Raw genomic sequence first — 13,729 nt, forward strand, 5'->3', positions numbered from 1 at the left:
CGGCGGCCCTCCCCCAGGTGGCGCGGCGGCCGGCACGCTCACCGCGCGTCCGGGCCCGGACAGCAGGGAACCTGCGTCCCGGTCCGGACAGCAGGGGATCTCCCCTCTGTACCTACTGGTATGTACAGTAGCTTCATGAGCACTCCGGACCGACTGATCGAGTCCACGCGGGAGCTGCTGTGGGAGCGCGGGTACGTGGGCACCAGCCCCAAGGCGATCCTGGAGCACGCGGGCGCGGGGCAGGGCAGCATGTACCACCACTTCCGGGGCAAGCCCGACCTGGCGCTCGCCGCGATCCGCCGTACCGCCGAGGAGATGCGGGCCACCGCCGAGGCCGTCCTCGGCTCGCCCGGATCGCCGTACGAGCGGATCGAGGCCTATCTGCGCCGCGAACGCGACGTCCTGCGCGGCTGCCCCGTCGGGCGGCTCACGATGGACCCGGACGTGATCGCGAGCGACGAACTGCGCGCACCCGTCGACGAGACGCTGGACTGGCTGCGCGAGCGGCTGGCCGCCATCGTGGAAGAGGGCAAGGAGCAGGGGCAGTTCGCGGCCGCGCTGGACGGCGCGGAGATCGCCGCGACGATCCTCGCCACCGTCCAGGGCGGCTACGTCCTGGCGCGTGCCTCCGGTTCACCGGCCGGGTTCGACGCGGGAGTTCGGGGGCTGCTCGCCCTGCTGGCGCCCGCCCGCTGACACCGCCGTCCAAAGCCCCCGGGGCGCGCGTCCGCCGACCCCGCGAAGGATCAGCGGGACGCGGCCACGGACGCGGCTTTCCGAGAATGACCCGGCAAGCTCGAGGAAGGACCCTCCGATGCACGCCATGCAGTACGAGCTGACGTTGCCCGCCGACTACGACATGACCGTCATCCGGGATCGGGTCTCCCGCATCGGCCATCTGCTCGACGCGTGGGACGGCCTCGGGTTCAAGGCGTATCTGATCCGCGAGCGCGGGGTGGACGGCTCACCGGTCGACCAGTACGCGCCGTTCTATCTGTGGAACACCACCGAGGGCATGAACTCCTTTCTCTGGGGAGGGGCTTTCCAGGGCCTGGTGAACGACTTCGGGCGCCCCGTCGTGCAGCACTGGACCGGCCTCGCGTACGAGGAGGGCGCCGCCGCGGGCTCGCCGGCCAAGGTCGCGGTCCGCCGCCGGCAGCCCGTCGACGAGGGCGTGGAGCTGTCCGAGGCGATGGAGGAGGCGGTGCGCGAGGCCGGGCGGCTGGCCGCGATGGACGGGGCCGTCGGCGCGGCCGCCGCCGTCGATCCGCGCCACTGGGAGGTTGTGCTCTTCTCACTCTGGGACCACGACTCGCCCAAGGCGTGTGGTGAGATCTTCCAGGTGCTGCACCTGTCCCAGCCGGAACGCGAGCGGCTGCCGCGGGGGCGGCAGTGGTGAGCCCGGTCGCCACGGTCCGTACGGTCCTGGGTGACGTGCTCCCCGAGCACCTCGGGATCTGCGACGCACACGACCATCTCTTCTTCGGCAGTCCCCGGCTCCCGGGCGAGGAACTGCGCGACGCGTCCGCCGCACGGGCCGAACTGGCCGCGTTCCGCGCGCAGGGCGGCGCCGCCGTGATCCAGTGGACGCCGTACGGTCTGGGCAGGCGGGCCGCGGATCTGCCGCTGATCTCCCGCGACGCCGAGGTCCACGTCGTCGCGGCGACCGGCCTGCACCAAGCGGCGCACTACACACCGGAGTTGCTGAGTCGGCTGCGCGGGCGGGCGGCCGACCTCTTCGTCGCCGAACTCACGTCGGGCATCGGTACGTCCGGCGTCCGGGCCGGGCTCATCAAGGTCGCGGGCGGCTTCCACGCCCTGGACGCGCACGCCCGCTGGACGATGACCGCCGCGGCGGAGGCTCATCACGCCACCGGCGCGCCGATCGCCGTGCACCTGGAGCTGGGCACCGGCGCTCTCGACGTACTCGACCTGCTGTGCGGCGAGTTGGGCGTGCCGCCGCACCGGGTGATTCTGGGGCACGTCAATCGTTCGCCGGACCTTCTGGTGCAGCGCGAGGCAGCCGAGTCGGGCGCCTTCCTCGCCTTCGACGGCCCCTCGCGCGCCAACCACGCCACGGACTGGCATATGCCCGACGCCGTACGCGCCCTCGCCGACGCCGGTTTCGGCCACCGGCTGCTCCTCGGCGGCGACACGACGACCGCGGCCGCGCGCTCGGTCAACGGCGGCCCGGGAATGCCGTATCTGCTGCGCCGGGTCCGCCCGAGGCTCGAACTCGCCCTGGGCACGGACCTGGTGGACCGGATTCTCACCGAGAACGCCGGGTGCGCCTTCGCCGTCGCCTGGCATTCATGAGCGTCAGACGGGCAGTGCGGTCAGCGGGTCGTCCAGCACCGGCTGCCACGCCAACTCGGCAGCTCCAACGAGGCTGTTGTAGTCCAGGGTGCACGCGAGGATCGGCACCCCGCCGCTCCGTCCCCACAGGCTGCGGTCGGCGACGACGGCGCGCAGCCGGTCCGGGTCGGCGTCGAGCAGGGCGCGGTGCAGTCCGCCGAGGATGATGCGGTCCGGATTGAGGATGTTGACGAGGCCCGCGAGGCCGAGGCCGAGGCGGTCGATCAGCGCCTCGATGGCCGTACGGACGGACGGATCGGCGTACTCGTCGCGGATCAACTCGTTGGCCTGCTGGAGCAGCGACACCTCGGGTCCCGGGGCGCGGCCGGCCGCGGTGAGGAAGGCCAGCGGGTCCGCCTCGACGTCGAGACATCCCCTGCTGCCGCAGTAGCAGGGGCGGCCCTCGGGATTGACGGTGAGGTGGCCGACTTCGAGGGCGAGCCCCGAACTGCCCGTGTGCAGGCGCCCGTCGAGCACCAGGGCGCCGCCGACGCCGCGGTGTCCGGTGGCCACGCAGAGCAGGTCACGGGCTCCGCGGCCCGCTCCGTGCCGGTGCTCGGCGAGGGCGGCGAGGTTGACGTCGTTGCCGGCGAACGCCGGCCCCTCGATACCGGCCGCGCGCACCCGTTCGGCGAAGATCTGCTGGACGGGGGCGCCCGCGGGCCAGGCCAGGTGCAGTGGGTTGAGGGCGAGCCCCTCGGGTTCGGCGACGGCCGACGGCACGGCGAGCCCGGCGCCCACACAGCGGCGGCCGGTCTCGCGGAGCAGTTCGGCGCCGGCGTCGACGACCGAGCCGAGGACCTTGGCCGGATCGGCGTCGACGGCCTCGCAGCCGGGCGCGGTCGCGACGATCCGACCGCCGAGGCCGACCAGCGCGGCGCGGAAACCGTCGGCGTGCACCTGCGCGGCCAGCGCGACGGGCCCGTCCTCGGCGACCTCCAGCCGGTGCGAGGGGCGCCCTTGGGAACCGGCGGCGGCACCGGGCCGCGCGTCGACCCGGATCAGCCCCAGCGCCTCCAGCTCGGCGGCCACCGCTCCCGCGGTCGCCCGGGTGACTCCCAGTTCGGCGGTGAGCACGGCACGCGTCGGCGCGCGCCCGGTGTGCACGAGCTCCAGCGCCGGGCCGAGCGCCCCGCGCCCCCGGTCGAGCCGTGTCCGTGTGTTCCCATCCCCCGCCGTCCGGGGGCCCGCCTTGCCGTTCATGAGGGCGAGTCTCCCATGATCCGCTCCGGCGCGGCCCGTCCGGTCCCGGCGGCCCGCGCGAGGCGACACGCGGGCGCAGGGCCTGGCTTTCGGATCGCACCTGGACCATGCGGTCCGACACGGCTCCGGACCGGACACGCCCTAGAAGCCGCCGGCCCGGAGCGTGATGTTCAGCCGCCCGGTCAGTCCCAACTCCGGAGGCGCCGTCCCCGCGTACACCCTCGGTACCCCGTGATACGCGAGCCGTGACGCGCCGCCGAACACGAAGAGATCGCCGCTGCGCAGCTCGATGTCGGTGTACGGCCGTGTCCGGGATTCCGTGTTCCCGAAGCGGAAGACGCAGGTGTCGCCCAGGCTCAGCGACACCACCGGGGCGTCGGACGATTCGTCGCTGTCACGGTGCATGCCCATGCGGGCTTCGGCGTCGTAGAAGTTGATCAGGGCGATGTCGTACGGGGCGGGCTCGTCCGTGCCGGGGGCGGCGGCGCCGAGGGTGTCCGCGACCGCCTCCCGGGCCAGGTCGCCGAGCAGGCCGGGGAAGGGCTTCACCGGGGAACCGTCGCCGTCGACCACGGTGCGGGCGTAGCCGTACGGGTACCAGTGCCAGCCCAGACACACCTGCCGGGAGGTCATCGTGCCGCCGCCGGGGGTGCGGACCGTGCGCAGGCCCGCAGGCGGGCGGGCCCAGCCGCGGCAGGCCTCCAGAAGCCGCCGCTGACGGTCCGCGTCCAGCCAGTCCGGGAGGTGCACCGCGCCGGGAGCGATCTCCGTCCGGCCGCGGGGAAACAGCTCCGCGTCCATCGACATGCCCCCATCCTCGCGCACCCGGGCCGCTCCGCGTCGCATAGCCTGGACCCACGATGAACGACGGTATGACCACACCCTGGGGCGATTACGATCTCGCCCGTTTTCCCGAGGACCCTCGCGAGCGGCTGCGCGCCTGGGACGCCGCCGACACCTATTTGCTGCAGCACCTCGCGGAGAGCGAGATCCCCCTGACGGGTTCGGTCGTGATCGTCGGCGACCGGTGGGGCGCGCTCGCCACGGCGCTGTCGTCCCGGCGGCCGACGCAGATCACCGACTCCCTGCTGGCGCAGGAGGCGACCCGCGCGAATCTGGCGCGGGCCGGTGCCGAGGAGTCCGCGGTCCGGCTCCTCACGACCCAGGATCCGCCTCCCGAGCGGATCGACGTGCTGATCGTGCGGGTGCCGAGGAGCCTCGCCCTCCTGGAGGATCAGCTGCACCGGCTGGCGCCCGGCGTGCACGAGGGCACCGTCGTGGTCGGCACCGGGATGGTCAAGGAGATCCACACCTCGACGCTGCACCTCTTCGAGCGGATCCTCGGTCCGACCCGCACCTCGCTGGCCGAGAAGAAGGCCCGGCTGATCTTCTGCACCCCGCTCCAGGGGATCGCCCGGAAAGCCAACCCCTGGCCGTACAGCTACGAGCTCCCTGACGGCGTCGGTGTGGTGTCCGGCCGCACGGTCGTCAACCACGCGGGCGTCTTCTGCGCCGACCGCCTCGACATCGGCACCCGCTTCTTCCTCCAGCATCTGCCACGCAGCCGGGGCGCCGAGCGGGTCGTGGACCTGGGCTGCGGCAACGGCGTGGTCGGTACGGCGATGGCGCTGGCCAATCCCGACGCCGAGGTGCTGTTCGCCGACGAGTCGTACCAGGCGGTGGCCTCGGCGGAGGCGACCTACCGGGTGAACGCCGACGGGATCGCCGAGTTCCGTGTCGCCGACGGACTGGCGGGCGTCCCCACCGGGAGCGTCGACCTCGTCCTGAACAATCCGCCGTTCCACTCCCACCAGGCGACGACGGACACGACCGCCTGGCGGATGTTCTCGGACGCGCGGCGCGCGCTGCGGCCGGGCGGCGAGCTGTGGGTGATCGGCAATCGCCACCTGGGCTACCACCTGAAGCTGCGCCGGCTCTTCGGCAACAGTGAACTGGTCGCGGGTGACGCCAAGTTCGTGATTCTGCGAGCCGTGAAGAAGGACGTCAGCCAGTAGCCCCGCGCAGCACACGGGGCGGGGCACCCAGTTCCCGCCTGCATGCCTTGTTGAAGGCCTGCAGGTCGGGGATGCCGACCGAGGCCGCCACGGCCGGGATCGACAGGGTCGAGACGCGGAGCAGGTGGTGGGCGCGTTCCAGTCTGCGGCGGCGGATGTAGGCCACGACCGTGGTGCCGGTCTCGGCGCGGAAGAGCCGGGTGAGGTGGTTGTGGGAGATCCCGGCGGCGCGGGCGATCTCCGGGACGGTGAGCGGAGCGGCCAGCCGGGCCTCGATGTGGGCGATCGCGGTGCCGACCGCGGGGTGCGGACCCGGGGTGACGAGGGCCGGGGTGAGGTCGGCGATGCGCCACAGCGCGGTCCAGATCTCGGACCTGGTGCGTTCGGGTGCTCCGGGGGCCGCCGCGATGGCGTGCAGCAACAGCTCTGACAGCAAGGGAAGTTCGGGTCCCGCGTCCTGCACGACGGGGACGGTCCGCGACGGTCCGACGGGGGCGACGCGCAGGTGCGCGTACAGGTGCTCCGAACGGCCCTGGTAGCGGTAGCGGACCGTGGTACCGGGCGGTACGAGGCTGACACGGCCGGGGCGGATGACGTGGGCCGTGCCGTCGACGGTCAGCTCGGCGTCGTACCGGTAGAGGTGCAGCTGCCACAGTTCCGGCAATCGGAAGACGTCCGTGGCATTCGCCACCCCGTGCACACCGACTCCGGCGCCGGCCACCTCCGGCGGCTCGCCGAGGTGCAGGCGCGTCTCACGCATGGTGAGAAATTACCAGTGATGGTGAATGGGGCCAACGCGCCGCGGACGGCGCCGCTCCTACGGTGGGGCCATGACCGACGCCAAGCTTCTGAGTTCGGTGCGCATGGCGCACTTCGTGGCTCACGGCTCATTGCGGCTGGACGCCGTGGTGCCGCCCGAGATGAACGCCGAGGCCATGGAGGTGCTCCGCGACGGCCTGCCCGCCGTGCCGTACGGCACGCCTGTCCCTCAGGCCTACACCGAGGGTTCGTTCGTCCGCCGCCTCCTCGAACTCCCCGTGCTGGCAGGCGCGTTGCGGAGTCTGGTCGGCCCCGGCCCCGCCGTCGACCACCACGCGGTCCACATCCGCGAGCCGCACGAGGGGCGGGCCCAGCCCCTGCACGGTGACGCGATCATCGATGTGCGCACCGACGCCTTCGACGTCCAGTTGATGTACTACCCGCACGGCATCACCCTCGACATGGGCGGCACCCTCAGCGTGCCGGGCAGCCATCTGCGCCGCACCAACGAGTCGGACACCGGCCGCTACCAGAACCTGCGCGGGCAGAACCGGCTCGTCTGCCCCGCCGGGACCGTGGTGTTTCTGCACCATGGCCTGTGGCACGGTGGACGGCGCAACGACAGCGACAGCGCGCGCTACATGTTCAAGATCCGCTTCAACCCGACGGTGCGGCAACGGCGGCTGTGGGACACCTCGGACCTCGCCGATCCGGGTGTCGCCGAGGAACTCGCCACCACGTTCCCCTGGTACGAGCCCGCCACCGGCCGCCTGGAGGTCTACAACCGCGTCCTGCTGTGGCGCTCGCTGACCGGGGACGACTCCTTCGACCTGGACCACTGGGTGACCCGGGTCTCCAACCGTCCCGAGGGGAAGATCGCATGACGTTCCGTCAGCAGGTTCTCGTCCTCTATCTGGCCACCTCGGCGCTGGACGCGGACGTGGTGGGCTGGTCGCTCTACGACGGCACCGGCCGCACCTCGCCCACGACCGGCGACGGCGACGAGCCCCCGTACACGTCGGGCGTGCACGCCCTACAGGACGGCTGGCGGCTGTTCCAGGCGGCCCAGCTGATCCCGCCGTATCCGGGGCACGAGTACGACGTGTCGTTCCTCAAGCACGAGTTCTTCTTCGAGAGGCTGGTCGACGCCGGGAGCGAGCCCGGGAGTGAGCCCAGAGACAGGATCGGCACCACTTTCTGATCTCCCGTATGCGCCCACGTGTACGAACGTAGAGTGTGGCCGCTCGTCCATGACAACTGGGGGAACCATGTCGCGCCGTGCTGTCGTCATCGGTGGGAGCGTGGCCGGCATGCTCGCCGCCGCGGCTCTTTCCCGGTCCATGGACGAGGTGACCGTCCTGGAGCGCGACGAGCTTCGCGACGGACCGCAGTCACGCAGGCGGATTCCGCAGGCACGACATGCTCACATCCTCCTGCCCAGCGGACGCGACGCCATCCAGGAGCTGCTTCCCGGAGTCGACGTACGCGAGCGGCTGCTCGCGTCGGGAGCTCATGAACAGTCCCTCACCGGCATGCTGGGCTTCGGCCCGCAGGGCTGGTTCCGGCGCTGGCCGACCCTCACCGACGAACTGCTGCTCACCCTGTGCAGCCGCGACCTGCTCGACTGGACCGTCCGCGAGGCCGTCCTCGGCACCACCCCGGTCACCGTCCGCCGTGCCGAGGCGGTGTCCCTGCTGGGAACCGCCCAGCGCGTCACCGGCGTACGCGTCCTCGCCGGCGGCACCGAGGAGGACCTGCGGGCGGATCTCGTCGTCGACGCGAGCGGGCGGGGATCACGCGTCGAGCACTGGCTCGAATCGCTCGGCGTGACGGACGTACCCACCGACGAGGTCGACTCGGGTCTCGTCTACGCCAGCCGCGTCTTCCGCGTTCCGCCGGGCGCGGAGAACTTCCCGCTGACCCAGGTCGAGGCGGACCCCGTCGACTCCCGGCCGGGGCGTTCCGGAAATCTGGTGCCCATCGAGGACGGCCGCTGGCTGGTCAGCCTGGCGGGTACCCGCGGCGGCGAACCCACCGCTGATCCCGAGGAGTTCACCCGCTTCGCGCTCGGCCTGCGCCACCCCCTCATCGGGCAGCTCATCTCCGGTGCCGAGCCGCTCGGCGAGGTGTCCCTCAGCCGCAGCACCCGCAACAGGCGCCGCGACTTCGAGAAGGCGGCCATGCCCGAGAGCCTGGTGGTGCTCGGTGACGCCGTCGCCACCTACAACCCCGTCTACGGGCAGGGCATGTCCGTCGCGGCCCTGGGAGCCCTGGCTCTGAGCCGGCGGTTGCGGCAGGCCGATGTCACCGCACCGGGTTTCGCCCGCGGGGTCCAGCGTGCGGCCGCCAAGTCCGTCTCGGCCGCGTACACCCTGAGCACCTCGCAGGACCAGTGGTTCCCGGAGGTCATCGGCAGGGCTCCGACGCTCGTCGACCGGCTCCTCAGCCTCTACATGGGCCGGATGGCTCGCGTGGCCACCACCTCCTATCCCGTGTCCGCGGCCATGTGCGAGGTCCTCACACTGCAGGCCGACGCGAGCCGTCTCGTGCACCCCAGGCTGCTGCTCGCCACTCTGAAGGGACCTGTCATGGAGCCCCTGTCCGGGCCGCCGCTGACCCCTGAGGAGAGCGCCTTCCTCGACGCCCTGGGCCCCGTTCCCGTCTGACGGCGTCCGCGGTACGAGCGCGGGCCCGACGTCCGCGCCCCGGGCGATCGGGCGAGAGTCCGCGCTCAACGCGTTCCAGCGGTCCGCGCTCCGGGCGTGGGTCCGGCGCGGCGGTCGAGGCAGCCGGTCCGAAGGTCACCGCGGGCGCGGTCAGGAGAGCTGCCGCACCGACGTTCTCCTCGACTGGATCGCCGCATCCACGATGGGGGTCCGCACCGCCCGGGACAGGCTCAGCAGTGACGGCTGGCCCGTGTCCAACGACCGCGAACCGGCGGCGGGACGTCGTACGCGCGCGCTGACGGAGACCACCACGTCGACGTCCCCGACCGAGATACCGATGGTGCCGGTCTCCGCGACGGGGGACGGAGCCTCGGCGAGAGCGGCTACGGCGACCATCGCGGCCAGCCCGATCACCTCGGCGTCCGCCGCACTGGACCCGGCGGCGAGCGCCTCCCGGTAGGCGCGGCGCCGCACCTGGTCGTCGAGTTGTCCGGCCAGTCGCCTGAGGCCGTCCCGGATGGCGGTCTCACGCGTGGTGAGCTGGAGTTCGACGTCGCCGATCGTCCGCCACGACAGTGCCCTGACGCAGCGCCTACGGCTGTTCGGCCCCGCCAGCAGACAGAACAGCGGACGCAGCCGTACGAACGTGACGGCGGAGTCGATGCGCGGACCGATGAGAGGAAGGATGTAGCCGGCCGAGGCGAGGCAGGAGCCGACGGCCACGAGTGGAGCGACGCTGGTGCTCAGGCCGTCCCAGCTGCGCCCGAGCCAGTGAGCGGTCAGCGCCACGGCCTTGACGACGCTGTAGGCACTGGTGAACAGCCAGCCCACCACGAGCAGGGCCAGCGACCCACGCGTCCAGCGCTTGACCTTCCGTGTCCAGCGCCAGCACAGCAGGGTCGTCATCACCGCGGCCACCATGTGCGCCACCAGGTACAGCACGATCATCTCTCGGATGAACGGAGTCGAGGCGTAGTAGGTGTCGAAGTCGGCCCGGCGCTCGACCGGCGCGTCGCCCAGCGTGAACAGGACACCCTCGGCGGCGATCACTCCCAGGTAGCTGAACAGCCACGCCCGGGAGGTGCGCCGTACCCGGACGGGGTCGCTGCCCCGCCAGTGCACGATGAGGATGAGGGACGCCGCCCCGAAGGCGGTCACCGCGCCGTATGTCAGGGGCGCTGCGACGTTCGGTATGCCCGTGAGGCTGTTGACCAGCGCGACGGTGGGCGGCGCGCCGAGCACGAAGCAGAGGCCCGACAGGAGGATGACGGCGCAGAAGGACCGCTTCAGCGGATCTCTCCAGTGGCGACGCAGGTCCGGCAATTGAGCGGCGAGTCCCATCCACAGGATGGCCGCGGCCAGGTAGTAGATCAGTCCGTTCACATCGGACCCAGGGGCAATCGCCGGCGGACGTCTCGATGCGCGCCGGGGCGCGGACCGGTCGCGGACAACACGATGTTCACCAGGGCGCACGCGTTCGAGCCGCGCTCCGATGTGCTGGTTCCAGCCAGAAGTTGACCGCTCAAGGCCTCCACCGTCCCGCGCCCGGTCCAGCGCCGGCTCTGCCCCGAAAACACCGCCAACCCCTGCTCCCCGCGTCAAAGGGGCATACGGACGCCTGCCCGAGTGGCCTTCGGGTCGATGTCTCGCCCGCGAGCCTGCCGTGCCCTTTCGGCCTTCTCATACTTGTTCACACTAGCCACCTTGTCACCCACTCGAACTGCCGTGGGTGCAAAAGCACATGCGTCGGGACCGGCTCCGGACGGAGCCGGCACCGGCAGCGTGACCGCTTTGGCCCGCATATCGGGCTGTAGAGGCAGGTATACGACGAGCGGATCGGCCCGGCGGGAGGACCACCGTCTCGAACGGCTTTCAGCGAAGCGGGGGTTCACGGGGTCAGTGGACCGGAGCGGACCCTTGACGTCCGCGACGGAGGTCCGACCGGTTGTCCGCCGGGCGGGAGCCGACCCGGGAGCGACCGGGTCGACACCGCGGCTGCGGGGCGGAGTTGACGCTCACCCCTGGAGCACGCCGATGAGCCCCGCAACGGTTCGGGCCATCGCCTCCCGCCCCACGCTGAGGTACTTCCGTGAATCCACGGCCTCGGGGCGGGCCGCGAGGAACTCCCGGATGGCACCCGTCATCGCGATGTTCAGCGCGGTGCCGACGTTGACCTTGGCGATACCGCCCTCGACGGCCGCCCGGAGCTCGTCGTCCGGGACCCCGGAGGAGCCGTGCAGGACGAGAGGGACGCCGAGGGACGCGGCCAGACGTTTGAGCAGGTCGTGGTCGAGGGCGGCGGTGCGGGTGGTCATCGCGTGGGAGCTGCCGATCGCCACGGCCAGCGCGTCCACGCCGGAGTCGGCCACGAAGGCGCGGGCCTCGCTCGGGTCGGTGCGGGCGCCGGGCGCGTGCGCGTCCCGCGGCGGCTCACCGTCCTTGCCGCCGACCTCACCCAACTCGGCCTCGATCCACAGACCTTGGGCGTGAGCCCAGTCGGCTGCGGCGCGGGTCGAGGTCAGGTTCTCCTCGTAGGGCAGGCGCGACGCGTCGTACATGACGGAGCTGAACCCGGCGCCCGGGGCCTGCCGGAGCAGGTCGTCGCTCTGGACGTGGTCGAGGTGCAACGCGACGGGCACCGTGGCGCGTTCGGCGGCGGTGGTCGCGGCACGGGCCAGCGGAAGCAGCCGGCCGTAGCGGAACTTGACCACGTTCTCGCTGACTTGGAGCACGACGGGCGCGCCGGCGGACTCCGCCCCCGCGATGACGGCCTCGACGTGCTCCAGGGTGATGACATTGAACGCGGCGACGGCGGTCCGCGCCCGGGCGGCCCGGGCCACCAGCTCACCGGTTGCTGCGAGGGGCACAACTCCTCCTTCTCCGTGGGTGGTCGGGGCGGTTCAGTCGCTGAGGATCACGGAGCGGGTGAGGTGGCGCGGCCGGTCCGGGTCCAGACCGCGTGCCGCCGCGACGGCGACGGCCAGGCGCTGGGCGCGGACGAGTTCGGCGAGCGGGTCGAGGCCGCCGTCCACCCACAGTCCGCCGGTCCGCCGGACCTGTTCGGCCAGCCCCTCGGGTGCCTCGCCGAGCATCCAGGTGGCCGTGCCGTGGGTGGTGATGCTGATGGGGCCGTGCCGGTACTCCATCGCCGGGTAGGCCTCGGTCCAGGCGAGGGACGCCTCCCGCATCTTGAGCCCGGCCTCGTTGGCGAGACCGACGGTCCACCCGCGGCCGAGGAAGGTGAACTGCGCGCAGGCGACGAGTTCTTCGGGCAGCGGGGTGTCGAGCGCGGTGCGCGCGTCGGCGACGACGGCGTCGCTGTGCAGACCGAGGTGGGCCCGGAGCAGGGTGAGCGCCGTGGTCGCGAACCGGGTCTGCACGACGGACCGCTCGTCGGCGAAGTCGAGCACGACGACGTCGTCCGCGGACTCCATCACGGGCGTGTGCGGATCGGCGGTGACGGCGGTCGTACGGGTGTGTCCGCGCAGTCTCCCGAGGAGTTCGAGCACTTCGGTGGTCGTCCCGGAGCGCGTCAGGGCGACCACGCGATCGTATGACCGGCCCGCCGGGAACTCCGAGGCGGCGAAGGCGTCGGTCTCGCCCTGCCCGGACTGTTCGCGCAGTACGGCCGCGGCCTGGGCCATGAAGAACGAGGTGCCGCATCCCACGATCGCGACCCGTTCCCCCGCTGCGGGCAGCGCGGCTCCGTGCACCGCCGCCTGTTGCGCGGCGCGGATCCAGCACTCGGGCTGGCTGCTCAGCTCGTCCTCGACATGGGTCATGCCGTACCCCTCCCACGGATGCTTGTTCTTGCAAGATATAGCGAGTTTTCGAGCACAATCAAGCATTTGAGCGGAGGTGAGGTGCGCTAGGGTCGCGGAAGATCGAGGACTGGAGGGTGCGGATGTCGCGCGACGCCCGTTGGAAGGCGCTGCTGGAACTGCTGGTGGAGCGGGGCCGCCTGGATGTCGAGGAGGCGGCGACGCGGCTGGAGGTCTCCGCGGCGACGATCAGGCGCGACTTCGACCAGCTCGCCGAGCAGCAGATGCTCGTGCGCACCCGGGGCGGCGCGGTCGTGCACGGCGTCTCCTACGAACTGCCGCTGCGCTACAAGACCGCCCGCCACGCTTCGGAGAAGCAGCGCATCGCCAAGGCGGTGGCCGACCTCATCGCGCCCGGCGAGGCGGTGGGTCTGACGGGCGGCACCACGACGACCGAAGTGGCCCGCGCCCTGGCCGTACGCCCGGATCTGGCCTCGGGCTCCCCCGCACTCACCGTCGTCACGAACGCGCTGAACATCGCGAACGAACTCGCCGTGCGCCCCCAGTTCAAGATCGTGGTGACCGGCGGGGTCGCGCGGCCCCAGTCCTACGAGCTCATCGGGCCTCTCGCGGACGGTGTGCTGGGCCAGATCACCCTGGATGTCGCGGTGCTCGGCGTGGTCGCCTTCGACGCCACGCACGGCGCCGCCGCCCACGACGAGGCTGAGGCCGCGATCAACCGCCTCCTGTGCGAGCGGGCTGAGCGCGTGATCGTCGCCGCCGACTCCAGCAAGCTGGGACAGCGCGCGTTCGCCCGTATCTGCGCGGCCGAGTCGGTGGGCACGCTCGTCACGGACGTGGCGGCCGGGCCGGAGACGATCGGGCGGTTCGAGGAGGCGGGGGTCGAGGTCATCGCCGTATGACGCCGCGCCGATCCCCCGGATTCGGGGCCGTCGCCTGACTTCTGGAC

The 13,729-nt window shown here is 72.0% G+C and carries 14 protein-coding genes; 8 read left to right on the plus strand and 6 right to left on the minus strand.

The annotated features are described in order from the left end of the window. Nucleotides 1–120 precede the first annotated feature (120 nt). From ACWD68_RS08210 to ACWD68_RS08220, 3 genes are all read left to right on the plus strand, one after another. Nucleotides 121–696 (plus strand): TetR/AcrR family transcriptional regulator, encoded by a 576-nt coding sequence (locus tag ACWD68_RS08210; protein ID WP_451805648.1) that lies wholly within the window; start codon nt 121–123, stop codon nt 694–696. Between the two features lie 118 nt (nt 697–814). Then, nucleotides 815–1,399, plus strand: coding sequence for a DUF4865 family protein (locus ACWD68_RS08215; RefSeq protein WP_451805649.1), 585 nt, complete (start codon nt 815–817; stop codon nt 1,397–1,399). Then, nucleotides 1,393–2,316, plus strand: coding sequence for a phosphotriesterase family protein (locus ACWD68_RS08220; RefSeq protein WP_451805650.1), 924 nt, complete (start codon nt 1,393–1,395; stop codon nt 2,314–2,316). The genes ACWD68_RS08215 and ACWD68_RS08220 overlap by 7 nt, the downstream gene beginning before the upstream one ends. Nucleotides 2,317–2,319: 3 nt before the next feature. Here the strand turns inward: ACWD68_RS08220 and ACWD68_RS08225 are convergent, their stop codons facing one another. Both ACWD68_RS08225 and ACWD68_RS08230 read right to left on the minus strand, forming a co-directional pair. Continuing rightward, nucleotides 2,320–3,558 carry an ROK family protein gene (locus ACWD68_RS08225; RefSeq protein WP_451805651.1) on the minus strand — a complete coding sequence of 413 codons (1,239 nt, stop codon included), beginning with the start codon at nt 3,556–3,558 and terminating at the stop codon, nt 2,320–2,322. 141 nt (nt 3,559–3,699) lie between these two features. Next, nucleotides 3,700–4,359 carry an alpha-ketoglutarate-dependent dioxygenase AlkB family protein gene (locus ACWD68_RS08230; protein WP_451805713.1) on the minus strand — a complete coding sequence of 220 codons (660 nt, stop codon included), beginning with the start codon at nt 4,357–4,359 and terminating at the stop codon, nt 3,700–3,702. Between the two features lie 71 nt (nt 4,360–4,430). On the opposite strand from ACWD68_RS08230, the gene ACWD68_RS08235 reads away from it, so the two are divergent. Then, complete coding sequence (locus ACWD68_RS08235) at nt 4,431–5,573, plus strand: methyltransferase (protein WP_451805652.1); 1,143 nt, start codon at nt 4,431–4,433, stop codon at nt 5,571–5,573. On the opposite strand, the gene ACWD68_RS08240 is transcribed toward ACWD68_RS08235, so the two are convergent. Further along, nucleotides 5,563–6,333: a helix-turn-helix domain-containing protein gene (locus ACWD68_RS08240; protein WP_451805653.1), complete on the minus strand. Its 771-nt coding sequence runs from the start codon at nt 6,331–6,333 to the stop codon at nt 5,563–5,565. The two genes, ACWD68_RS08235 and ACWD68_RS08240, sit on opposite strands and share 11 nt — an antisense overlap. 70 nt (nt 6,334–6,403) lie before the next feature. Between ACWD68_RS08240 and ACWD68_RS08245 the strand changes: the two genes are divergently transcribed. The 3 genes from ACWD68_RS08245 to ACWD68_RS08255 all read left to right on the plus strand — a co-directional run bounded on the left by ACWD68_RS08245 (nt 6,404) and on the right by ACWD68_RS08255 (nt 8,998). Then, complete coding sequence (locus ACWD68_RS08245; RefSeq protein ID WP_451805654.1) at nt 6,404–7,216, plus strand: phytanoyl-CoA dioxygenase family protein; 813 nt, start codon at nt 6,404–6,406, stop codon at nt 7,214–7,216. Further along, the gene (locus ACWD68_RS08250; RefSeq protein ID WP_451805655.1) at nt 7,213–7,533 is read left to right on the plus strand and encodes a hypothetical protein; all 321 of its coding nucleotides are present in this window, start codon (nt 7,213–7,215) and stop codon (nt 7,531–7,533) included. Before ACWD68_RS08245 ends, ACWD68_RS08250 begins: the two co-directional genes overlap by 4 nt. 67 nt (nt 7,534–7,600) lie before the next feature. Beyond that, nucleotides 7,601–8,998 (plus strand): FAD-dependent oxidoreductase, encoded by a 1,398-nt coding sequence (locus ACWD68_RS08255; protein WP_451805656.1) that lies wholly within the window; start codon nt 7,601–7,603, stop codon nt 8,996–8,998. 150 nt (nt 8,999–9,148) lie between these two features. Here the strand turns inward: ACWD68_RS08255 and ACWD68_RS08260 are convergent, their stop codons facing one another. The 3 genes from ACWD68_RS08260 to ACWD68_RS08270 all read right to left on the minus strand — a co-directional run bounded on the left by ACWD68_RS08260 (nt 9,149) and on the right by ACWD68_RS08270 (nt 12,780). Beyond that, nucleotides 9,149–10,381, minus strand: coding sequence for an MAB_1171c family putative transporter (locus ACWD68_RS08260; RefSeq protein ID WP_451805657.1), 1,233 nt, complete (start codon nt 10,379–10,381; stop codon nt 9,149–9,151). A 632-nt stretch (nt 10,382–11,013) separates the two neighbouring features. After that, the gene (locus tag ACWD68_RS08265) at nt 11,014–11,865 is read right to left on the minus strand and encodes a class II fructose-bisphosphate aldolase (protein ID WP_451805658.1); all 852 of its coding nucleotides are present in this window, start codon (nt 11,863–11,865) and stop codon (nt 11,014–11,016) included. A 33-nt stretch (nt 11,866–11,898) separates the two neighbouring features. Continuing rightward, nucleotides 11,899–12,780, minus strand: a complete 882-nt coding sequence (locus ACWD68_RS08270; protein WP_451805659.1) for an SIS domain-containing protein — start codon at nt 12,778–12,780, stop codon at nt 11,899–11,901. A 122-nt stretch (nt 12,781–12,902) separates the two neighbouring features. Between ACWD68_RS08270 and ACWD68_RS08275 the strand changes: the two genes are divergently transcribed. Next, complete coding sequence (locus ACWD68_RS08275; RefSeq protein ID WP_451805660.1) at nt 12,903–13,682, plus strand: DeoR/GlpR family DNA-binding transcription regulator; 780 nt, start codon at nt 12,903–12,905, stop codon at nt 13,680–13,682. Nucleotides 13,683–13,729 lie beyond the last annotated feature (47 nt).

The organism is Streptomyces sp. NPDC005141, from assembly GCF_053599975.1.

What these genes read in the sequence shown, in the direction of transcription:
- ACWD68_RS08235 (WP_451805652.1), top strand. Translation starts at nt 4,431, where the DNA reads ATGACCACACCCTGGGGCGATTACGATCTCGCCCGTTTTCCCGAGGAC.
- ACWD68_RS08250 (WP_451805655.1), top strand. Translation starts at nt 7,213, where the DNA reads ATGACGTTCCGTCAGCAGGTTCTCGTCCTCTATCTGGCCACCTCGGCG.
- ACWD68_RS08240 (WP_451805653.1), bottom strand. Translation starts at nt 6,333, where the DNA reads ATGCGTGAGACGCGCCTGCACCTCGGCGAGCCGCCGGAGGTGGCCGGC.
- ACWD68_RS08225 (WP_451805651.1), bottom strand. Translation starts at nt 3,558, where the DNA reads ATGAACGGCAAGGCGGGCCCCCGGACGGCGGGGGATGGGAACACACGG.
- ACWD68_RS08245 (WP_451805654.1), top strand. Translation starts at nt 6,404, where the DNA reads ATGACCGACGCCAAGCTTCTGAGTTCGGTGCGCATGGCGCACTTCGTG.
- ACWD68_RS08255 (WP_451805656.1), top strand. Translation starts at nt 7,601, where the DNA reads ATGTCGCGCCGTGCTGTCGTCATCGGTGGGAGCGTGGCCGGCATGCTC.
- ACWD68_RS08210 (WP_451805648.1), top strand. Translation starts at nt 121, where the DNA reads ATGTACAGTAGCTTCATGAGCACTCCGGACCGACTGATCGAGTCCACG.
- ACWD68_RS08270 (WP_451805659.1), bottom strand. Translation starts at nt 12,780, where the DNA reads ATGACCCATGTCGAGGACGAGCTGAGCAGCCAGCCCGAGTGCTGGATC.
- ACWD68_RS08215 (WP_451805649.1), top strand. Translation starts at nt 815, where the DNA reads ATGCACGCCATGCAGTACGAGCTGACGTTGCCCGCCGACTACGACATG.
- ACWD68_RS08275 (WP_451805660.1), top strand. Translation starts at nt 12,903, where the DNA reads ATGTCGCGCGACGCCCGTTGGAAGGCGCTGCTGGAACTGCTGGTGGAG.
- ACWD68_RS08230 (WP_451805713.1), bottom strand. Translation starts at nt 4,359, where the DNA reads ATGGACGCGGAGCTGTTTCCCCGCGGCCGGACGGAGATCGCTCCCGGC.